This is a genomic window from Streptomyces sp. NPDC026092 (assembly GCF_040638605.1).
Taxonomy (GTDB): domain Bacteria; phylum Actinomycetota; class Actinomycetes; order Streptomycetales; family Streptomycetaceae; genus Streptomyces.
Genome location: NZ_JBEZYN010000008.1, coordinates 246,807 through 264,321 on the forward strand (window position 1 = coordinate 246,807; position 17,515 = coordinate 264,321).

A 17,515-nucleotide genomic window follows, 5' to 3' on the forward strand; every position below is an offset into this window, starting at 1 on the left:
GCACATGACACCTGAGTATGCGTACTCACCGGATGACAGGGCTGGGCCGGGTCCGATCAGGTACCGGATGCTGTTCCGCAGGATCTGCTTGTCCGCCCCCTCGCAGGGTGGCCCGGCCTGCCGGCAGCCCCTGCCGGGCCGGGTTCACGCTCGGATCGCCCTTGCCTCCTCGCGAGCCCGTAGGGCTGAGGTGTTGTCGCCTGACAGGTCGTGGGTCTTCGCCAGGGTGTCCAGGGCGGTGGCGAGCCAGGTGGTGGAGCCGATGGATCGCCACAGTCGGATGGCGGCTTCGGCTCGGCGGCGGGCGTGGTGCGGGCGGCCGACCGCGAGGTGGGCCTCGGCCAGCGCGTACAGGGTCGCGGCCTCGCCCCAGAGGTTGCCGAACTCGCGGTAGGTCCACAGGCTCTTCGCAAGGAGGCGGCGGCCCTCGCCGTGTTCGCCGAGGCGGGTGAGGACGTCGCCCAGCCAGCAGGTGGCGTGGGTCGCGGTGAGGCGGTCGCCGAGTTCCTCGCTGATCGCGGCCGCCTGCCGGTAGGCGTCGGCTGCGTCCGCGTACGCTCCGCGCGCCCGGTGGCTCTGGCCAAGGCAGCGCAAGGCCTGGGCCTCCCCCGGCAGGTAGCCCGCGCGCCGGCTGACCAGCAGGCACTCCGTGAACCGGGCCACGGCGGCGTCCAGCCGGCCCTGCTCCAGGTCGATGACGCCGAGGCCGTTGGTCGCGTACACCAGACAGTTGACGTTCCCCGCCGACTCGGCCAGCCGGACGGCCGCTTCGAAGTGGTGGACGGCGGAGGCGTACTCGCCGAGCAGCCGGTGCACGTACGCGAGGCCGGCCGTCGCCCCGGCCCGATAGGCCGGTGCCTGCCCCTCGGCGAGCTGCAGGGCTCGCTCGAAGTGGTGCAGGGCTTCCGGGTACCGGTCCAGGATGGTGGTGAGTTCGCCGAGGCACCGGTGAAGTTTCGAGGCGCTGTGGTCGTCGCCGTTGCTCTCCGACACCTTGAGCGCCCGGCTCTGGAGCCGCCCCCAGTCGTCGAAGTGGCTGCCGACCTGGAAGAACGCCGTGAGCGCTGTGGCGAGTCCGGCGGCGGGTGCGGTCTCACCGCGGTCCAGGGCCTGTTCCACCACCCCGACGAGAAACTGACGTTCGTCGTCGAACCAGGCCGGCGGGTCGGCGAGCAGCGGACCGGCGTCGGCATCGGAGAGCCGCCAGGAAGCCAGGTCCTTCTGCGGAATGCCCTGGAAGTCGACGCTGAGGGCGTCCGCCGCGTGGTCGGTGAGGTGCAGACTCGCCCCGAGCAACCGGCCGAGCGCGGCCGTGCGGTCGAGGGGCGAGAGACCTCGTTCGGCCTGCTCCCGAGCGAACAGGCGTACCAGGTCGTGGAGTTGGTACCGGATCCCGGTCGCGCCGACCGTTCCGGTCTGGACGAGGTGCACCTCGACCAGGTCGTCGAGAACAGCCTCTGCCTCGTCGAGGTGGACGTCGAGGAGTGCGGCGAGCGCCCAGGCGGCGAAGGCCGGTCCCGGGAGCAGGGCCAAGGTCCGCAGCGCACGTTGGGCCGACGCGGACATCCCCTGGTACGTGAGTCCGAGGCTGGCCCGTACGGCGATGTGGCCGACCGCCAGCTCGTCCAGCTTGCGCTGCTCGTCGGCGAGGGCTCGCGCCACCTTGCTCAGGGGCCAGTGGGGTCGCGCGGCCAGGCGGGCACCGGCCACCCAGACGGCCAGGGGCAGCCCGCCGCAGGTCTCGACGATGGAGCGAGCCGCGTCGGGCTCCGCGTCGGTCCGCCCGGGTCCCAGCATCTCGCGCAACAGCGCGAGTGCCGTCGCGGAGCTCAGCACGCCGAGGGTGATGCGGCGGCCGCTCATCTCCGCCAGCGTCGTCCGGCTGGTGATGAGGGCGGCGCACTGCCCGCCGCTCGGCATGAGGTCCCGCAGCTGCTGCGCGTCGGCCGCGTTGTCCAGGACGACGAGTACCCGGCGCTGGGCCAGCAGGGTCCGGTAGAGGTGGACGCGGTCGGCCAGTTCACCGGGGACGCTCCCGCCACTCGCACCGAGGGCGCGCAGGAAGGTGCCGAGGACCGTGTACGGCTCGGTCGGCTCGTCGCCGAAGCCCCGCAGATCGGCGTGGAGTTGACCGTCGGGAAAGCGGGACGCGAGTCCGTGTGCCGCGCGGACGGCGAAGGCCGTCTTGCCGACTCCGGCGGGTCCGGTGACGAGCAGCGTCACCGGACCCGTCGTCGTCGCGTCACCGTCGAACGACCGGTACACATCTGCCAGTTCGCGTTTCCGACCGACGAAGAGCGACAGGTCCGGGGGCAGAAGACGGGGGACGAGCTGCCGTCCCGTTGCGTGCGGCGGGGAGACCGGCGCGGCGACGGCCGACGGTGCGGTGGAGAGGGGTGCGACCGGGCCGCCCCGTGCCAGTTCGGGGTCCGCCGCGAGGATGCGCGCGTGCAACCGTCGCAGTTCGGCACCCGGGTCGATCCCCAGCTCGTCGGCGAGTCGCCGGCGGGCGCGTTCGTAGCCGTCCAGTGCCTCCGCCTGCCGTCCGCATCGATACAGGGCCAGCATCAACTGCCCCACGACCCGCTCGTCGAGGGGGTACGCGGCCGCGCGGTCGAGCAGCTCGCTCACCAGGCGTCCGTGCTGTGCGAGGCGTAATCGGACGTCGACGAGTTCCAGTTGGGCGGTCAGCCGTTCACCGTCGAGGCGGTCGCGCTGCGCGTTGAACCAGGGGGTGTCGACGCCGGCGAACGCGCTGCCCCGCCACAGGCCGAGGGCCTCGCGCCACACCGCCTCGGCCTGTTCGTCGGTGCCCGCCTTCCGGGCCAGGCCGGACAGCTCCCGGAAGCGGTGGACGTCCACCGAGGCGGGTTCGACGGCCAGCCGGTAGCCGCCGCCCCTTTCCCGGGTGAGGGGCGTGGCCGCGTGGGTCGGGCCGCCGCCTTGGACCCCCGGGTCGCCCGCCAGTACGTGTCGCAGGCGGGAGACGTATCCGTACAGTTTCGTACGGCCATGAGGCCCGTCGGCCTCTCCCCAGACCCGGTCGACGAGCGCGTCCGACGACACCACCCGGTCCGCGTCGACCAGGAGCGCCGCGAGGACCCGCCGCTGCATCGCGTGCCCCACGTCGACGGGGACTCCGTTCCGCCGTACCTCGATCGGCCCGAGGACCCCGAAGCACGTGGCCATCAACTCCCCCTTGTGTTCCACCGATTGCCCCCTTGCCGCCACTTTGAGGGGCCGCTGATCGGTGGGCCAAGGCGGATTCCAGCATTTCCGAAGGTTTACCGACGGCCTCCCCCGCACGCTGGGTTCCGAGGTGAACGCCCGGAACGAGGGCGGCCTCGACGGATCGGCTCCGACGAGTGCAGCGTCGCGGTGACCGACCGCATCAACAGCCGAACCACACCCGGGAGTTCCGGGATCCTCCATCAGAAGGGAACCTCGTGAAGAAGCGCCTCGCGGGCGCGGCTCTCGCCGCCGCCCTGCTCGCCGCACCGCTGGCCGTCGCGGCCCCCACGACCGCCAGTGCCGCGCCCGCCGCCTGTACGTCGCCGAGCTGGGGCCCGTACGACCCCGGCTACTCGTTCACGGTCGGCGGCAAGACCTCGCCGCTGCGCTCGGGTCCGAACGCGGACTGCGGCACGCGACTGACCGTGCCCGCCAACACCGAGTTCTCCATCGACTGCCAGTACGAGAACAGCGCGGGGAACCTCTGGTACCACGGCGATGTGTACGTCTCCGGCCGTACCGTCACGGGCTGGATGTACTCCGGCAACCTCGGCAGCGTATACGAGTCCAACTACGCGTGGTGCTGACCGAGTTCACTGCGGCAGGACCATGCGCGTGCAGGTCGTCGTGACCGGCAACCCCAGCACCCGGGCCCCGGGACACGGGGCTCGGGGCCCGGGAAGGGGGCGGGTGCGCACGGGGCTTCCCGTGCGCGTCCGTCGGCGTACCTGAGGTGTGTTGAGTACGGCGTTGAGTACGGCGTGGAGCGGGACCTGGGTACGGAGGCTCAGGCCACCGCGCGGGGCGCCGGGGAGCATGGCGGCAGACGCAGCCGCCGACCTCGGGGAGAGAACACGTGCTCAGCCGCCTCGCCAGAACCCTGGTGCCCGCCGTGGGCCGACTCACCGTGACCACGGATCCACAGGCGGAGTTCGCCCCCGGCAGCATCGTCGTCGCGAACCACACCTCGCTCGCCGACCCGGCGATCGTTCTCGCCGCGCTGCACCGCCTCGGCATCGAGCCGGTCGTGGCCGCCACGGCCGGCCTGTGGCGTATCCCGTGGCTCGGCCGGGCGCTCGCCCGCGAGGGTCACATCCCGGTGTACCGCAACAGTGCCCGCGCCGCCGACGCTCTCGACCTCGCCTCCGAGGCCCTGTGCGCCGGGCGGCTCGTCCTCATCTACGGCGAGGGCGGCCTGCCCACGCGCAGGGACGCCGGCGAGGAGCCGCCGGAAGCCTTCCGCACCGGCATCGCCCGGCTGTCGCTCCGTACCGGCGCGCCCGTCGTGCCGGTCGGACAGGCAGGCGCGCGCCGGGTGGTCTCGGGCGGTACGGCCAAGCAGCTCGCCGGCCTCGCCACCGCGCCCGTGCGCCGGCCGGGGCTACGGGTTCACGTCGGGACGCCGATCGTCCTGACCGGCGACGCGGCGTCCCGGACGGAGCAGGCCCACACCGCCGTGACCACCGCGTGGCGCAAGTCCCTGACGGTCTGACCCGCCACCTGCCACCGCGGGAATCACTCGGCCCGGGGCTCGTCCGAGGCCAGGATGGACGTCTCCAGCTTGCCCAGGAGGCGGGCGATCTGGCGGCGCTCGGCCGGTGACAGGCCCGCGAGCATCCGGCGTTCGTTGTCGAGGTGCTCGGCGAAGACGGCGTCCACCGTCGCCAGGCCCTTGTCGGTGAGACGGGAGTATACGATCCTGCGGTCGTCGGCGTCGCGTTCGCGGACGATCAGGTCGTCCTTCTCCAGCCGGTCGATCCGCAGGGTCACACCGGCCGAGGAGACGAGGCCGGAGTCGGCGAGCTGTCCTGCGGTGAGCCGGTAGGGCTCGCCCGCCCGTCGCAGGGCGGTCAGCACGTCGAAGCCGGCCACGGACAGGCCGTGCCGCTCGATGGAGGTGGTGAGCCGGGTGCTGTAACGGAGGAAAGAACGGTGCAGCCGGGCCAGTACTTCGAGCGGGCTCGTGTCCAGGTCCGGGCGTTCGCGCGCCCAGTCCTCGATCACCTTCGCCACGGCGTCCTGGTCCGCCGACTTCGATGCAGCCATCCCCAGCCCCTCGTGCGGGTTCTCACGGTGCTGAGAATCTTACCCCTGAGGGGTTGGGCGGAAGGGGGTGGCGGCCCGAGCGGTGATCTCCGCTCGGACCGCCACCCCCTTCCGGGTACGTCAGGCGTTCATCTCCTCCAGCGTCCTGCCCTTCGTCTCCACCGCGAACCAGGCGATCACCGCACCGACCGCGGCGACCACGGCGAGCTGAGCGAAGACCACCGAGAGGCTGCCGCCCGCGGCGATGACCGCGCCGACGGTGACCGGGCCGATGATCACGCCGAGGCGGTTCCACAGGCCGCCGAAGGCCGCCCCCTTGGCCCGGTTGGCGGTGGGGTACAGCTCGGGCGAGTACAGGTAGAGCCCCGCGTTGATCGCGTAGAGGAAGAAGGTCGTGCAGGACGCGAAGACGGCGACCTGGCCGCCCGAGGTCGCGCCCGCCAGGGCGAGCGCCCCCAGGGAGAGCCCGCCGCCGGTGAGCGCGGCGATCAGTGCGGGCCTGCGGCCGATCCGGTCGACGAGCAGCGCGACGACCAGGGTGCCGAGCAGGCCGGTGACGTTGCTGAGCAGGGTGTAGACGAGTGCCGTGGTCAGGTCGAGGCCGAAGTGCTTCGTGTACAGGGACGGCAGCCAGGTCGAGATGCCGTGGTTGACGTAGTAGGCGACGAACCAGAGGCCGGACAGGACCGCCGTGCGCCGCAGATAGCGCCCGCGGAAGAGGTCGCCCCAGCGCCCCGGGGTGGTGCCCTCCTCGCGTACGTCCGCGTCCGGCGCGGGCAGCGGCTGCGCGGTGGCGCGGGCGACCTCCGCCTCGATGCGGGCGATGGTCTCCTCGGCCTCCTGCGTACGCCCTCGGGAGAGGAGCCAGCGCGGCGACTCGGCGACATGGCGGGGCAGCAGGGCGGCGATCAGTACGGGAAGGGTGCCGATGACGAACATGGCACGCCAGCCGAAGTTCGGTACCACCCACACCGCGACCAGCGTCGCCGCGGCGAGGCCTGCCGGGAAGATCATCTCGTACAGCAGGACGAAGCGTCCGCGCTTGTCGGAGCGGGCGATCTCGTTGATGTAGGTGGCGGCGACGGGCACGACTCCGCCGATGCCGAGGCCCTGGACGAACCGGAAGAGCGAGAACGTCTCGATGGTGCCGGAGAAGGCGACGGCGAGACTGGCGAGACCGGTGACGGCGACGCCGAGGGCGACGGTACGCACACGGCCGATCCGGTCGCCCATCCATCCGGCGGCCAGGGCGCCGATGAGCATGCCGAGGGAGGCGGAGGTCACCGCGAGGGTGGCCTGGCCCGTGGTCAGGTGCCATTCCTTCATCAGCACGGGCAGCGCGGAGGCGGCGAGGAGCTGGTCGAACGCCTCGAAGAAGGTGACGGCGCCGATGAGGAAGCGGACCTTGACGTGCCAGCGCGAGTGGGGCAGCCGTTCGAGTCGCGCGGCTATGGAGCCGAGGCCTGGCTTGCCGGCCACAGTCGTCATGGAGGGAGTCCTTCCGCGAACAGAGGAGTTGCCGAGACAGTAAGGGGCACTACCTAAGGGGTCAATGGTTAAGGTCTTAGGAATCTCCCCGTTACCTGATCGCCGTCGACGCGCTGCGCGATCGACACCCCGCTCAGGGCCACCACGGTAACGACTTTCCCTTCGGCTCTTGCGCGGAGATATTTAAGCCCTTAGATTTCAAGCGCTTCGGCAATCCGGGAATCCCTCTCTGCCGAAGCCCAACGTCCGCCGCCTCACCGGAGGTTCTGCCGTGCCTCAGTTCCCCACCGACATCCTCATAGCAGGCCAGTGGCGGCGCGGTGCCGGCGACCCGGTCGACACCGTCGACCCGGCGACCGGGCGGGTCGTCGCCACCGTCCACTCCGCATCGGCCGAGGAGGTCGCCGAAGCGGCCGAGGCCGCCGCGGAGGCGGTGGCGGACCCGGCCTGGCGGGACCTCCTCCCCCACGAGCGCGCCCGGCTGCTGCACCGGATCGCCTGGCTGACCGAGGAGGCCGCAGGCGAGCTCTCCGCCCTCCAGACCGCCGACACCGGCAAGACCCTCGCCGAGACCCGGGCGCTCGCCCTCAGCGCCGCGGGCACCTTCCGGTACATCGCGGCGGCCCTGGAGACGGCCGAGGACGCGCTCACCCCGCCGCGCGGGGCGTACCTGACGATGAGCGTGCACGAGCCGATCGGTGTCGTCGGGGCGATCAACCCGTGGAACTCGCCCATCGCCAGCGACGCGCAGAAGATCGCCCCGGCCCTGGCCGCCGGCAACGCGGTCCTCCTCAAACCGGCCGCCTGGACGCCCCTGGTCTCCCTGGCCCTCGGCCGGCTGATCACCCGGGCGCTCGCCGAGTTCGGCCTGCCCACCGCGCTCCTGTCCGTGCTGCCTGGCAGCGGCCGGGTGGTCGGTGACGCCCTCGTACGCCACCCCCTCGTCGCCCGCATCGGGTTCACCGGGGGCACCTCGACGGGCCGCTCGATCGCCGCGATCGCGGCGCAGAAGCTGATCCCCGCCTCCCTGGAGCTGGGCGGCAAGTCGCCGACCATCGTCCGGGCCGACGCCGACGTCGAACAGGCCCTGGCCGGTGTGCTGTTCGGGATCTTCTCGTCCAGCGGCCAGTCCTGCATCGCGGGCTCGCGGCTTTTCGTGGCCCGCGAGATCTACGACTCCTTCGTCGGCGAGCTCGTCGAGCGCGTCCGGAAACTGCGCGTGGGACCCGGCACCGACCCGTCCACCCAGGTCGGCCCCCTCGTGCACCACCGCCACCGCGACGCCGTCGCCGCCTACGTCGACCTCGCCCGGTCCGAGGGCGGGCGGGTGCTGTGCGGCGGATCCGCGCCGGACGGTGAGCGCTACCGGGACGGCGCGTACTACCTGCCGACCGTCCTCGAGGGCCTGCCGAACTCCTCCCGCACCTGCCAGGAGGAGATCTTCGGCCCGGTCCTCGTGGCGCTCCCCTTCGACGACGAGGACGACCTGGTCCGCCAGGCCAACGACTCCGTCTACGGGCTCGCCTGCGGCATCTGGACCCGCGACGCGCGAGCGGCCTGGCGGCTGGCCAGCCGGATCGACGCGGGCACGGTCTGGATCAACACGTACAAGCAGTTCAGCGCCGCCACCCCGTTCAGCGGCTGGAAGGAGAGCGGCCTCGGGACGGAGAAGGGCCGTGACGCGATCCGCGCCTACCAACGGCAGAAGTCCCTGTACTGGGGCACCTCCGACGCTCCCCTTCCCTGGGCCAACTGACCCGGCACGCCCCTGGGCCACCCGTCCCGGCACGCCCGCCCTCTGGAGAGACTCATGCACCGCACACCGCCCGGTCCGATCGCCCGGCTCCGTTCCCTGCGCTACGTCGAGCTGCACACGCCCGCCTTCACCGAGGCCGCCGACTTCTACGAGGAGGTCTGGGGGCTCGAGACCGTCGAGTCCGCCACCGGCGCGCGCTGGCTGCGCGGGACCGGCGACGAGCACCATGTCCTGCACCTCACCGAGAGCGAGCGCGTGGGCCTCGGCCGGATCGCGTTCTCCGTCGCCACCCCCGCCGAGGTGGACGAGGCCGCGCGGCGCCTCGAAGCCCGGGGCATCGTCCCCGTCCTCGGCCCCGGACCGCTGGACCAGGCGGGCGGCGGCTACGGGCTGCGGTTCACCGACCCCGAGCGGCGCCTGATCGAGATCAGCGCCCAGGTCGAGGCGGTGGCCCCGCGCGGCCGGGACGGCGCGGTACCGGTCGGCGTCACCCACGCGGTGCTCAACACCACCGACATCGACGCGGCCGTCGCCTTCTACTGCGACGTCCTCGGGCTGCGCGTCTCGGACTGGTCCGAGCACCAGATGGCGTTCCTGCGGTGCAACGCCGACCACCACTGCATCGCCTTCAACCAGGCCGAGTGGACCTCCCTCAATCACGTCGCGTACGAGATGAACTCGGTCGACCACTTCATGCGGGGTCTGGGGCGGCTGCGCCACCACGGCATCACCCCTCAGTGGGGCCCCGGCCGGCACGGCCCCGGCAACAACACGTTCTCCTACTTCACCGATCCGTCCGGCCTTGTCTGCGAGTACACCTCCGAGGTGGCGCAGATCGTCGAGGACGCCTGGATCGCCAGGGTGTGGCGCCGCGTGCCGGAGCTGTCCGACCTGTGGGGGACGGCCGGCCCGCCGTCGAAGGAGATCCGCTGCCACATGGCGGGCACGCCGGACCCCGGTCCGCTCGCCCCTGCCCCCACCGTCACCGACTCCCGGAAGGACTTCGCATGAGCACCGTACGCAAGGTGGGCATCGTCGGCTGGGGCGCGATCGGCCGCGTCGTCGGCACCGCGCTCACCCAAGGAGAGGTGGGCGGCGCCGAGTTGGTGTGCGTCGTCGACAACCGCCCGCTGGGCGAGGCCGCGCCCGCCCCTCAGGTCGCCTTCGAGGAGGCCCTGGAACAGTGCGACCTCATCGTGGAGGCCGCAGGGCAGGGCGTCGTACGGGAGTGGGGCGAGCGGGTCCTCGCCTCCGGCACCGATCTGCTGGTCGCCTCGACCGGGGCGCTCACCGACGAGGAGCTCGCGAAGCGGCTGCTCGCGGCGGGCCCCGGCCGGGTGTACTTCACGGGCGGCGCGGTGGGGGGCCTCGACCTGCTCCAGGCCGTACGGTCCCTCGGTCCCGTGGACGACGTCCGGTTGACCACCACCAAGCTGCCCGCGACGCTCGAACAGCCGTGGATGAGCGAGGAGTTGCTGCTCCGGATGCGGACGGCGACCGGTCCTGTCGAGGTCATGTCCGGCACCGCGCGCGAGGTCCCGGTGAAGTTTCCCCGGTCGACGAACGTCGCCGCCTCGGTCGCGCTTGCCGTCGGCGACCTGGACGCTGTGCGGGTCCAGGTCGTCGCCGACCCGGCGGCGCACCGCACGCGGCACGTGATCGAGGCGTCAGGACCGCACGGCACGTACCGCTTCGAGATGGAGCACGTGCCGGACGCGGACAACCCCGCGACCAGCCAGGTCGTGCCGTACGCGGTGCTGCGCAGCCTCGCCGCGATCGCCGGGCGCACGGGGCAGATCCTGTGAGCGGCCCCGTCGACGTGCATGTCGAGGAGGCGGGCGAGCACGGTCCGCTCCTGCTGTGCCTGCACGGCATCGGCTCGTCGTCGGCCGCGTTCGCGCCGCAGCTCGCCGAACTCTCGTCGTGCGCGCGGGTCGTGGCCTGGGACGCCCCCGGTTACGCCAAGTCGCCCGACCCCGAAGTCCCGCTCACCCTCGACGACTTCGCGGACACGGCGGCCGGCCTCATCCGGGAGCGCGGCGGACGCGGCCATGTGCTCGGCGTCTCCTGGGGCGGGGTCATCGCCCTGCGGCTCGCCGCCCGTCACCCGGAGCTCGTCGCCTCGGTGATCGTCGCCGACTCCAGCCCCGGCTCGGGTACGGACGAGGACAAGGCCGCGGGCATGCGGGCCCGCGCCACCGAGCTGGCCGAACTCGGCCCACGGGCGTTCGCCGAAGCACGTGGTCCGCGCCTGATGTCGCCCGGCGCCCCGGACGAGCTGGTCCGGCGGGTCGTCGACACCATGGCGGCCTCGGTGCGGCTGCCGGGTTACGCGTACGCCGCCGAGTCCATGGCCGCGGCCGACCTCCGCGCCGAACTGCCCTCGGTCGCCGCACCCTCGCTGGTGCTCTGCGGCGACCAGGACCGGGTCACCGGCATCGAAGCGAGTCAGGCCATCGCCGGAGCCCTCCGCAGGACCGCCTTCGTGATCGTCAAGGACGCCGGTCACCTGGCCAATCAGGAGCAGCCCGGGCGCTTCAACGCCTGGGTCCTCTCCCACCTCCGTATCACCGCACGCATCCCCGAATCCCCGAACAGGAGCCGTTTCCCATGCCTCTGACCACCACCGCGTACGACAACGGCGGCGACCTCGCCGCGTACACCGACTCGCTCATCGCCACCAAGGCCTCCCGCGTGGCGGACTTCGGCACCCTGTCCTTCCAGGAGAAGGCGGGCCCGCAGTACCGTCGGGGCCAGATCCGCTACGTCGGTTCGGGCGCCACCGGCAACCACGAGAGCGACAGCCGCATCCTCCCGTCCGGCGGCTTCACCTTCTCCAACATGCTGCTCCCGCCCGGCGCCGAGGGCCCGGCCCACACCCACCACGACGTCGAGGAGGCCTTCTTCGTCCTGGAGGGCGAGGTCAAGGTCGGCATCCACCGCGGCCCCGACGAGGTCGAGTACCGCACCCTCGGCTACCGCGACATGATCGTCGTCCCGGCCGGCGTGACCCGTTCGCTGAAGAACGAGGGCGACACCGACGCCCTGTTCTGCGTCGTCATCGGCACGCAGAAGCCGCAGGTGCCGACGTACCCCGAGTACTCGCCGATGCACGGTGTCACCCGTGACTGACCCGCGGGTCGTCGTCGTCACCGGGGCGGGCCGTGGCCTGGGCATGGCCATGGCCCGCCGGGCCGGCGAGGACGGCTTCCGGGTCGTCGTCGCCGAGCTGGAGCGGGAGCGGGGAGAGCGGGCCGCCGCACGGCTCCGCGCGGAGGGCGTCGACGCGCGCTTCGTACGCTGCGACGTCGCCGACCCCGCGTCGGTGGACGCGCTGGCGGCGGCCGTGCGCGAGACCGGACCGCTGTACGGCCTCGTCAACAACGCGGCGCTCGCCAACGGAGTGGGCGGAAGTGAGTTCCAGGACATCGACATCGAGGTGTGGGACCGGCTGATGGCGGTCAACGCCCGCGGCCCCTGGCTGGTGTCGAAGGCCCTGTACCCGCTCTTCGGCTCGCCGGGCCGGATCGTCAACATCGCGTCGGACGCCGCCCTTTACGGCTCGCCGCGCCTGGCCCACTACATCGCCTCCAAGGGCGCGGTCCTCGCGCTGACCCGGGCGATGGCCCGTGAGCTCGGCGACAAGGGGATCACCGTGAACGCGGTCGCCCCCGGGCTCACCGAGTGCGAGGCGACCGAGACCGTGCCCGCCGAGCGGCACGACCTCTACCGCGCGAACCGGGCGGTCTCCCGGCCGCAGCAGCCCGAGGACCTCATCGGGGTCGTCTCCTTCCTGCTCGGCGAGGAGTCCCGCTATCTGACCGGACAGGTGATCGCCGTCAACGGCGGATTCACCATGAACTGACTTGTAGGAGTGACGACTTATGGATCTGGGCCTCGCCGACCGCACGATCGTGGTCACCGGCGGCAGCTCGGGTGTCGGCCTGGCCACGGTCCGCGCCCTGCTCGACGAAGGAGCCCGCGTCGCGACCTGCGGGCGGGACGCCGACCGGATGGCCAAGGCCGCCGCCGGGCTCGCTGCCGGACGTGACCGGCTGATGACCGAGGTCTGCGACGTACGAGACCGTGACGCGGTCGACCGTTTCGTACGCCGTGCCGCCGAGGAGTTCGGGGGCGTCGACGGGCTCGTCAACAACGCCGGGCAGTCCCGGATGAAGCGGCTCGACGAGGCGACGCCCGAGGACTGGCGCGACGAGCTGGAGCTCAAGTTCGCCGGGGTCCTCAACCCGCTGCACGCCGCCCGCCCGTACCTCGCCGCCTCCGACGCGGCGAGCATCGTCAACATCAACGCGGTCCTCTCGAAGCAGCCCGAGACCCGTCTGATCACCACCAGCGCCGCACGCGCCGGCATCCTGAACCTCTCCAAGTCCCTGTCGATCGAGCTGGCCGGTGACGGCATCCGGGTCAACTCCGTGTGCCTGGGCCTCATCGACACCGGCCAGTGGTCCCGCCGCCACGCCGCGGCCGGCACCGGGGAGAGCTACGAGGACTGGCAGGCCGAACTGGCCGCCGACCGCGGGATCGCACTCGGCCGTCTCGGCCGGGCCGAGGAGGTCGCGTACGCGGTCGTGACCCTGCTCTCGCCCCGCGCCTCGTACATCACCGGCACCGGCATCGACGTCTGCGGCGGCGTCGGCCGCTCCATCCTCTGAGGAGACACCATGCGTCACGACAACGGAGGAGACCTCCTCGTCGCGGTCCTGCGCGAGCTCGGCGTCGACACCGTCTTCGGCATCGTCAGCGTGCACAACCTGCCGCTGGTGGAGGCCGTCGACCGCGAACTGCGGTTCGTGCCCGTGCGGCACGAGGCCTCGGCCGTCAACGCGGCGGACGCCTACGGAAGGGCCCGCGGCTCGATCGGCTGCGCGCTGACGTCGACCGGTACGGGGGCGGGCAACGCCGCCGGTTCGCTGATCGAGTCGCTGAGCGCGGGCAGCTCCGTGCTGCACATCACGGGCCAGGTGGAGAGCGAATTCCTGGGCAGCGGACGGGGGTTCATCCACGAGACCAAGGATCAGCTCGGCATGCTCACCGCCGTGTCGGCGTACGCGGCGAGCGTCCCGGACACCGAGCAGGCGGGCCGGATCCTACGCGAGGCGGCGCGGGCGGCGCTTGCCGCGCCGGGCGGTCCGGCCAGTGTCGAGTGGCCGATCGACCTCCAGTACGCGGCCCAGACGGACGCTCCCGCGGAGCTTCCCGCGCAGGTCCGTCCCGCGCCCACGGTGGGTGAGCTCGCGGCCGCCGGCGCCCTCCTGGCCTCGGCCCGCCGCCCGCTGATCTGGGCGGGAGGGGGTGCGGCAGGCGCCCGCGACCAGCTCGCCCCGCTGCTCGAGGCGACCGGGGCCGGGCTGCTCACCTCCAACTCCGGTCGGGGCACAGTGCCCGAGGACCATGAGCAGGTCATCGGCAACTTCGCCACCACCCCCGCCGTACGGGCCCTGCTCGCCGACGCGGACGTTCTGGTCACCATCGGCACGCACTTCCGCTCCAACGAGACCGCCGACTACACGCTCGATCTCCCCTCCGCACACATCCAGATCGACGTCGACGCGGCGGCGCTCGGCCGCGTGTACCCGGTCGCGCACCCGCTGCACGGGGACGCCGCGCCCACCCTCGCCGGTCTGGCCTCGTACGCCCGGCCCGCCGAGGCAGGCTGGCGCGAGCGCGTCGCCTCCGTCCGTACCGAGGTCCGGGAGGCGCTCCACACCTCCATCGGCCCCCAGGCCGCGATCTGCGACGCCATCCGCGCCGCTCTGCCCCGCGAGGCGGTCGTCGCGCGCGATGTCACGATCGCGTCCAGCAGCTGGGGCAACCGGCTCCTGGAGATGTACGGCACGCGGGACAACGTCTTTCCCCGGGGCGGCGGCATCGGGCAGGGCCTCGGCATGGGCATCGGTGCGGCGCTCGCCCGGCCCGACGCGCCGACGGTCGTCATGGCGGGCGACGGCGGGCTCGCCGTGCACCTCGGGGAGCTCCTCACCCTCGCCCAGGAACGGCCCCGGCTCACCCTGATCGTCTTCAACGACGGCGGTTACGGCGTGCTGCGCAACATGCAGGACCGCTACGGCGAGCGGCGTTCGGGTGTCGACCTCACGACCCCCGACTTCGAACTCCTGTCCCGTGCCTGCGAGTTGCCCTATCTGCGGATCGCAGCCGAGGAGCACGCCGGCCCCGTCATCCGCCAGGCCGTGGCCTCGGAGGGGCCGACGCTCGTCGAGGTCGACCTCGCGGCCCTGGGACCGATGAAGACCCCGTTCACCCCGCCGGTGCGCATCCCGGGCCAGTAGCCCGCGCCCCGTACCACTCCCTCACCGGAAGGAGGCACAGACCATGAGCGAGAACGCGCTCAACGAGAACGGGCTGCGGCTCATCGTCCGCCGTATGACGTGGGAAGCCGAGGGCGTCCTGTCCGTCGAACTCACCGACCCCGACGGCAAGCCCCTGCCCGCCTGGACGGCCGGCGCCCACCTCGATGTCCACGTCGGCGGGCAGGTCCGCCAGTACAGCCTGTGCGGTGACCCGCAGGACGTGGGCGCGTACCGCATCGGCGTGCTCAACGAGCCCTCCTCACGCGGAGGTTCGCGCTACGTGCACACGACGCTCCGTCCCGGCCAGACCGTCACGGTCTCCGAGCCGCGCAACCACTTCGCCCTGGAGGAGGCCGACGCCTACGTGTTCGTCGCGGGCGGCATCGGGATCACACCGCTCCTCGCGATGGCTCGGGAGGCCGCGCGACGAGCCGCCCCCTGGCGCATGGTCTACGGCGGGCGGAGCCGGGCGTCGATGGCGTTCGTCTCCGAACTCACCGTGCTCGGACCCGATGTGACGTTCGTACCGCAGGACGAGGCGGGCCACATCGACCTGGACGCGGCTCTGTCCGGGCTCTCGGACGGCACGCTCGTCTACTCCTGCGGCCCCGAACCACTGCTCACGGCCGTGGAGGCCCGGTGCCCGGAGGGCCGGTTGCGGCTGGAGCGGTTCGCCGCCCCGGCCGTCGAACGGACCGGGGGCGACGAGGCGTTCGAGGTCGAGTGCCGCAGGTCCGGCCTCACGCTCAGCGTCGGCGCGGACACCTCGATCCTCGACGCGGCGGAGAGCGCCGGAATCGCCGTCGACAACTCCTGCCGCGACGGGATCTGCGGCTCGTGCGAGACCCGCGTGCTCGACGGGACCCCCGACCACCGCGACTTCCTGCTCAGCGAGTCGGAGCAGGCCGCGGGCGCCACGATGATGATCTGCGTCTCGCGGTGCGCCTCGGGCCGGCTGGTCCTCGACCTGTGACCCCGCCTCCCTGATTCCCGATTCCCGATTCCTGATCCCTGATCCCTGATCCCTGATCCCTGATCCCCTGCATTCTCAGGAGACACCGTGACCGCCGACACCACGAGCGACGCGTGGCCGTACCTGGACGTCCACCAGTCCCGTACGCACGAACCCACCGCCTACGAGTACAAGCTCGCCGCGACCCTCGAAGAGGTCTTCACCCACGAGGGCCACGAGCCGGCCGACGTGGTGCGCGGGCTCAACGCCCGCAAGGTCCATGCCGCCGACGGCGCGCCGTGGACCGAGGAGTCCTTCCGCGCCGAGATCAACCGACTGGGAGCCTGACGTGACGCTGTCGTCCACCGCCACCGCCGACCACATCTACGCCACCGGTCTGCGCAACCAGTGGCACCCCGTCGTCCCTTCGCGCTTCGTCGCTCCGGGCGCGATGCGCAAGGTGACCGCGCTCGGTGAGCAGTGGCTGCTGTTCCGCCGCTCCGACGGCCGACTGTCCATGCTCGCCGACCGCTGCCCGCACCGGGGCGCCCCTCTTTCGCTCGGGAAGCACCTCGGTGACCGGGTGGCGTGCTGGTACCACGGCGTCGAGGTCGAGACCGACGGGACGGTCTCCTCCGTCCCCGGGCTGCCCGGCTGCAACCTGGAGGGCAAGAAGCTCGTCACCTCGCTGCCCGTGCGCGAGGTCGGCGGCGCGATCCTCGCCTACTTCGGCGACGGGAACCACCCCGAGCCGGTGGACCTGACGCTGCCGGAGCCGCTGACGGACCCGGAGGTGGACGCGTTCCTGTGTTACGCCGAATGGGACGTGCCCTGGCGGTACGCCGTGGAGAACCTCCTCGACCCGATGCACGGCGCCTTCCTCCACCACGAGTCGCACACGATGTTCGACGGCGACACGACGGCCAAGTTCCGCATCCGGGAGACCGACCGCGGCTACTTCTTCGAGAAGACCGACCAGCGGGGCGTCAACTTCGACTGGGTCGAGCTGTGCCGTACCGGTGTGGACTGGGTCGACCTGTCCATCCCGTACCCGCCGTCGGCCGGTCCCGGCGGACCGTTCGGCATCGTGGGCATGGTCTGCCCGGTGGACGCCGAGCGCAGCGGGGTCTTCTTCTGGCGCTACCGCCGTGTCGCCGACTGGCAGCGCGCGACCTGGCGCTTCCTGTATCGGACGCTGGTCGAGAAGCGGCACTGGGAGGTCCTGGAGCAGGACCGCGTGATGCTGGAGGCCATGCCCGCGGACGCCGACCAGCAGGAAAACCTCTACCAGCACGACCTTGGGGTCGTACGGCTCCGACGACTGTTCCGGGCAGCTGCGGAGGCCCAGTCCTCGGCATCTTCCTCGTCGGGCGCCTGACCGACGGACCGCCATCCCTGATACGGGTGTGCCCCCGCCAGCCCCGAGGCGGGACGAGGCACACCCGTAGGGAACGGCGCTGGGGCGAACCGGCGCTGCCGGCCGTTTCGAGTCGGTCGTGACGAGTGACACTGGTGCACCGCACCGGAGTTGTGGTTTGCTCGACTCATGAGCCTTCTCGTGATGCGTCGACACGTGGACTACGTGCGCGTCACGACCATGGCCTGTTCCGGCTGACATCGAGGCCTCGACCCGGCGTCCGGACAGCCACGCGCTCACCCCGAACAGCTTCTGGGTGCCCCCTGACGGCCTCGTCCTGCCCCGCGGCCCGTTCC

At 72.1% G+C, this 17,515-nt stretch carries 16 protein-coding genes; 13 read left to right on the forward strand and 3 right to left on the reverse strand.

The features are described from left to right. Positions 1-144 precede the first annotated feature (144 nt). Positions 145-3,210: a BTAD domain-containing putative transcriptional regulator gene (locus AB0F56_RS16110; protein WP_362009263.1), complete on the reverse strand. Its 3,066-nt coding sequence runs from the start codon at positions 3,208-3,210 to the stop codon at positions 145-147. A 236-nt stretch (positions 3,211-3,446) separates the two neighbouring features. Here AB0F56_RS16110 and AB0F56_RS16115 point away from each other — a divergent pair, with 236 nt between their 5' ends. Beyond that, a complete protein-coding gene (locus tag AB0F56_RS16115) occupies positions 3,447-3,818 on the forward strand; it encodes an SH3 domain-containing protein (protein ID WP_362009266.1) in 372 nt (123 codons plus the stop codon). A 269-nt stretch (positions 3,819-4,087) separates the two neighbouring features. Continuing rightward, positions 4,088-4,723 (forward strand): lysophospholipid acyltransferase family protein, encoded by a 636-nt coding sequence (locus tag AB0F56_RS16120; protein WP_362009269.1) that lies wholly within the window; start codon positions 4,088-4,090, stop codon positions 4,721-4,723. A gap of 23 nt (positions 4,724-4,746) precedes the next feature. Here AB0F56_RS16120 and AB0F56_RS16125 read toward each other — a convergent pair whose 3' ends face one another. After that, entirely contained in the window at positions 4,747-5,277 is a 531-nt protein-coding gene (locus AB0F56_RS16125; RefSeq protein ID WP_362009272.1) for a MarR family transcriptional regulator, read from the reverse strand. Between the two features lie 120 nt (positions 5,278-5,397). Then, on the reverse strand, positions 5,398-6,765 hold the full coding sequence (locus AB0F56_RS16130) for an MFS transporter (RefSeq protein ID WP_362009274.1): 1,368 nt from the start codon (positions 6,763-6,765) through the stop codon (positions 5,398-5,400). Between the two features lie 271 nt (positions 6,766-7,036). Here AB0F56_RS16130 and AB0F56_RS16135 point away from each other — a divergent pair, with 271 nt between their 5' ends. From AB0F56_RS16135 to AB0F56_RS16185, 11 genes are all read left to right on the forward strand, one after another. Further along, a complete protein-coding gene (locus tag AB0F56_RS16135) occupies positions 7,037-8,521 on the forward strand; it encodes an aldehyde dehydrogenase (RefSeq protein ID WP_362009276.1) in 1,485 nt (494 codons plus the stop codon). 54 nt (positions 8,522-8,575) lie between these two features. Continuing rightward, complete coding sequence (locus AB0F56_RS16140) at positions 8,576-9,532, forward strand: VOC family protein (protein ID WP_362009278.1); 957 nt, start codon at positions 8,576-8,578, stop codon at positions 9,530-9,532. Then, positions 9,529-10,326: an aspartate dehydrogenase domain-containing protein gene (locus AB0F56_RS16145; protein ID WP_362009281.1), complete on the forward strand. Its 798-nt coding sequence runs from the start codon at positions 9,529-9,531 to the stop codon at positions 10,324-10,326. Before AB0F56_RS16140 ends, AB0F56_RS16145 begins: the two co-directional genes overlap by 4 nt. After that, positions 10,323-11,141, forward strand: a complete 819-nt coding sequence (locus tag AB0F56_RS16150) for an alpha/beta fold hydrolase (RefSeq protein WP_362009284.1) — start codon at positions 10,323-10,325, stop codon at positions 11,139-11,141. The genes AB0F56_RS16145 and AB0F56_RS16150 overlap by 4 nt, the downstream gene beginning before the upstream one ends. Then, entirely contained in the window at positions 11,132-11,653 is a 522-nt protein-coding gene (locus AB0F56_RS16155; protein ID WP_362009287.1) for a cupin domain-containing protein, read from the forward strand. Before AB0F56_RS16150 ends, AB0F56_RS16155 begins: the two co-directional genes overlap by 10 nt. Next, on the forward strand, positions 11,646-12,386 hold the full coding sequence (locus tag AB0F56_RS16160; protein WP_362009289.1) for an SDR family oxidoreductase: 741 nt from the start codon (positions 11,646-11,648) through the stop codon (positions 12,384-12,386). The genes AB0F56_RS16155 and AB0F56_RS16160 overlap by 8 nt, the downstream gene beginning before the upstream one ends. Positions 12,387-12,405: 19 nt before the next feature. Continuing rightward, a complete protein-coding gene (locus AB0F56_RS16165; RefSeq protein WP_362009292.1) occupies positions 12,406-13,194 on the forward strand; it encodes an SDR family oxidoreductase in 789 nt (262 codons plus the stop codon). A gap of 9 nt (positions 13,195-13,203) precedes the next feature. Beyond that, the gene (locus tag AB0F56_RS16170) at positions 13,204-14,829 is read left to right on the forward strand and encodes a thiamine pyrophosphate-binding protein (RefSeq protein ID WP_362009295.1); all 1,626 of its coding nucleotides are present in this window, start codon (positions 13,204-13,206) and stop codon (positions 14,827-14,829) included. A 43-nt stretch (positions 14,830-14,872) separates the two neighbouring features. Then, a complete protein-coding gene (locus AB0F56_RS16175; protein ID WP_362009298.1) occupies positions 14,873-15,823 on the forward strand; it encodes a PDR/VanB family oxidoreductase in 951 nt (316 codons plus the stop codon). Positions 15,824-15,910: 87 nt separating this feature from the next. Next, on the forward strand, positions 15,911-16,150 hold the full coding sequence (locus AB0F56_RS16180) for a recombinase-like helix-turn-helix domain-containing protein (RefSeq protein WP_362009301.1): 240 nt from the start codon (positions 15,911-15,913) through the stop codon (positions 16,148-16,150). A 1-nt stretch (position 16,151) separates the two neighbouring features. After that, positions 16,152-17,180 carry an aromatic ring-hydroxylating dioxygenase subunit alpha gene (locus AB0F56_RS16185; RefSeq protein ID WP_362009304.1) on the forward strand — a complete coding sequence of 343 codons (1,029 nt, stop codon included), beginning with the start codon at positions 16,152-16,154 and terminating at the stop codon, positions 17,178-17,180. Positions 17,181-17,515: the final 335 nt, after the last annotated feature.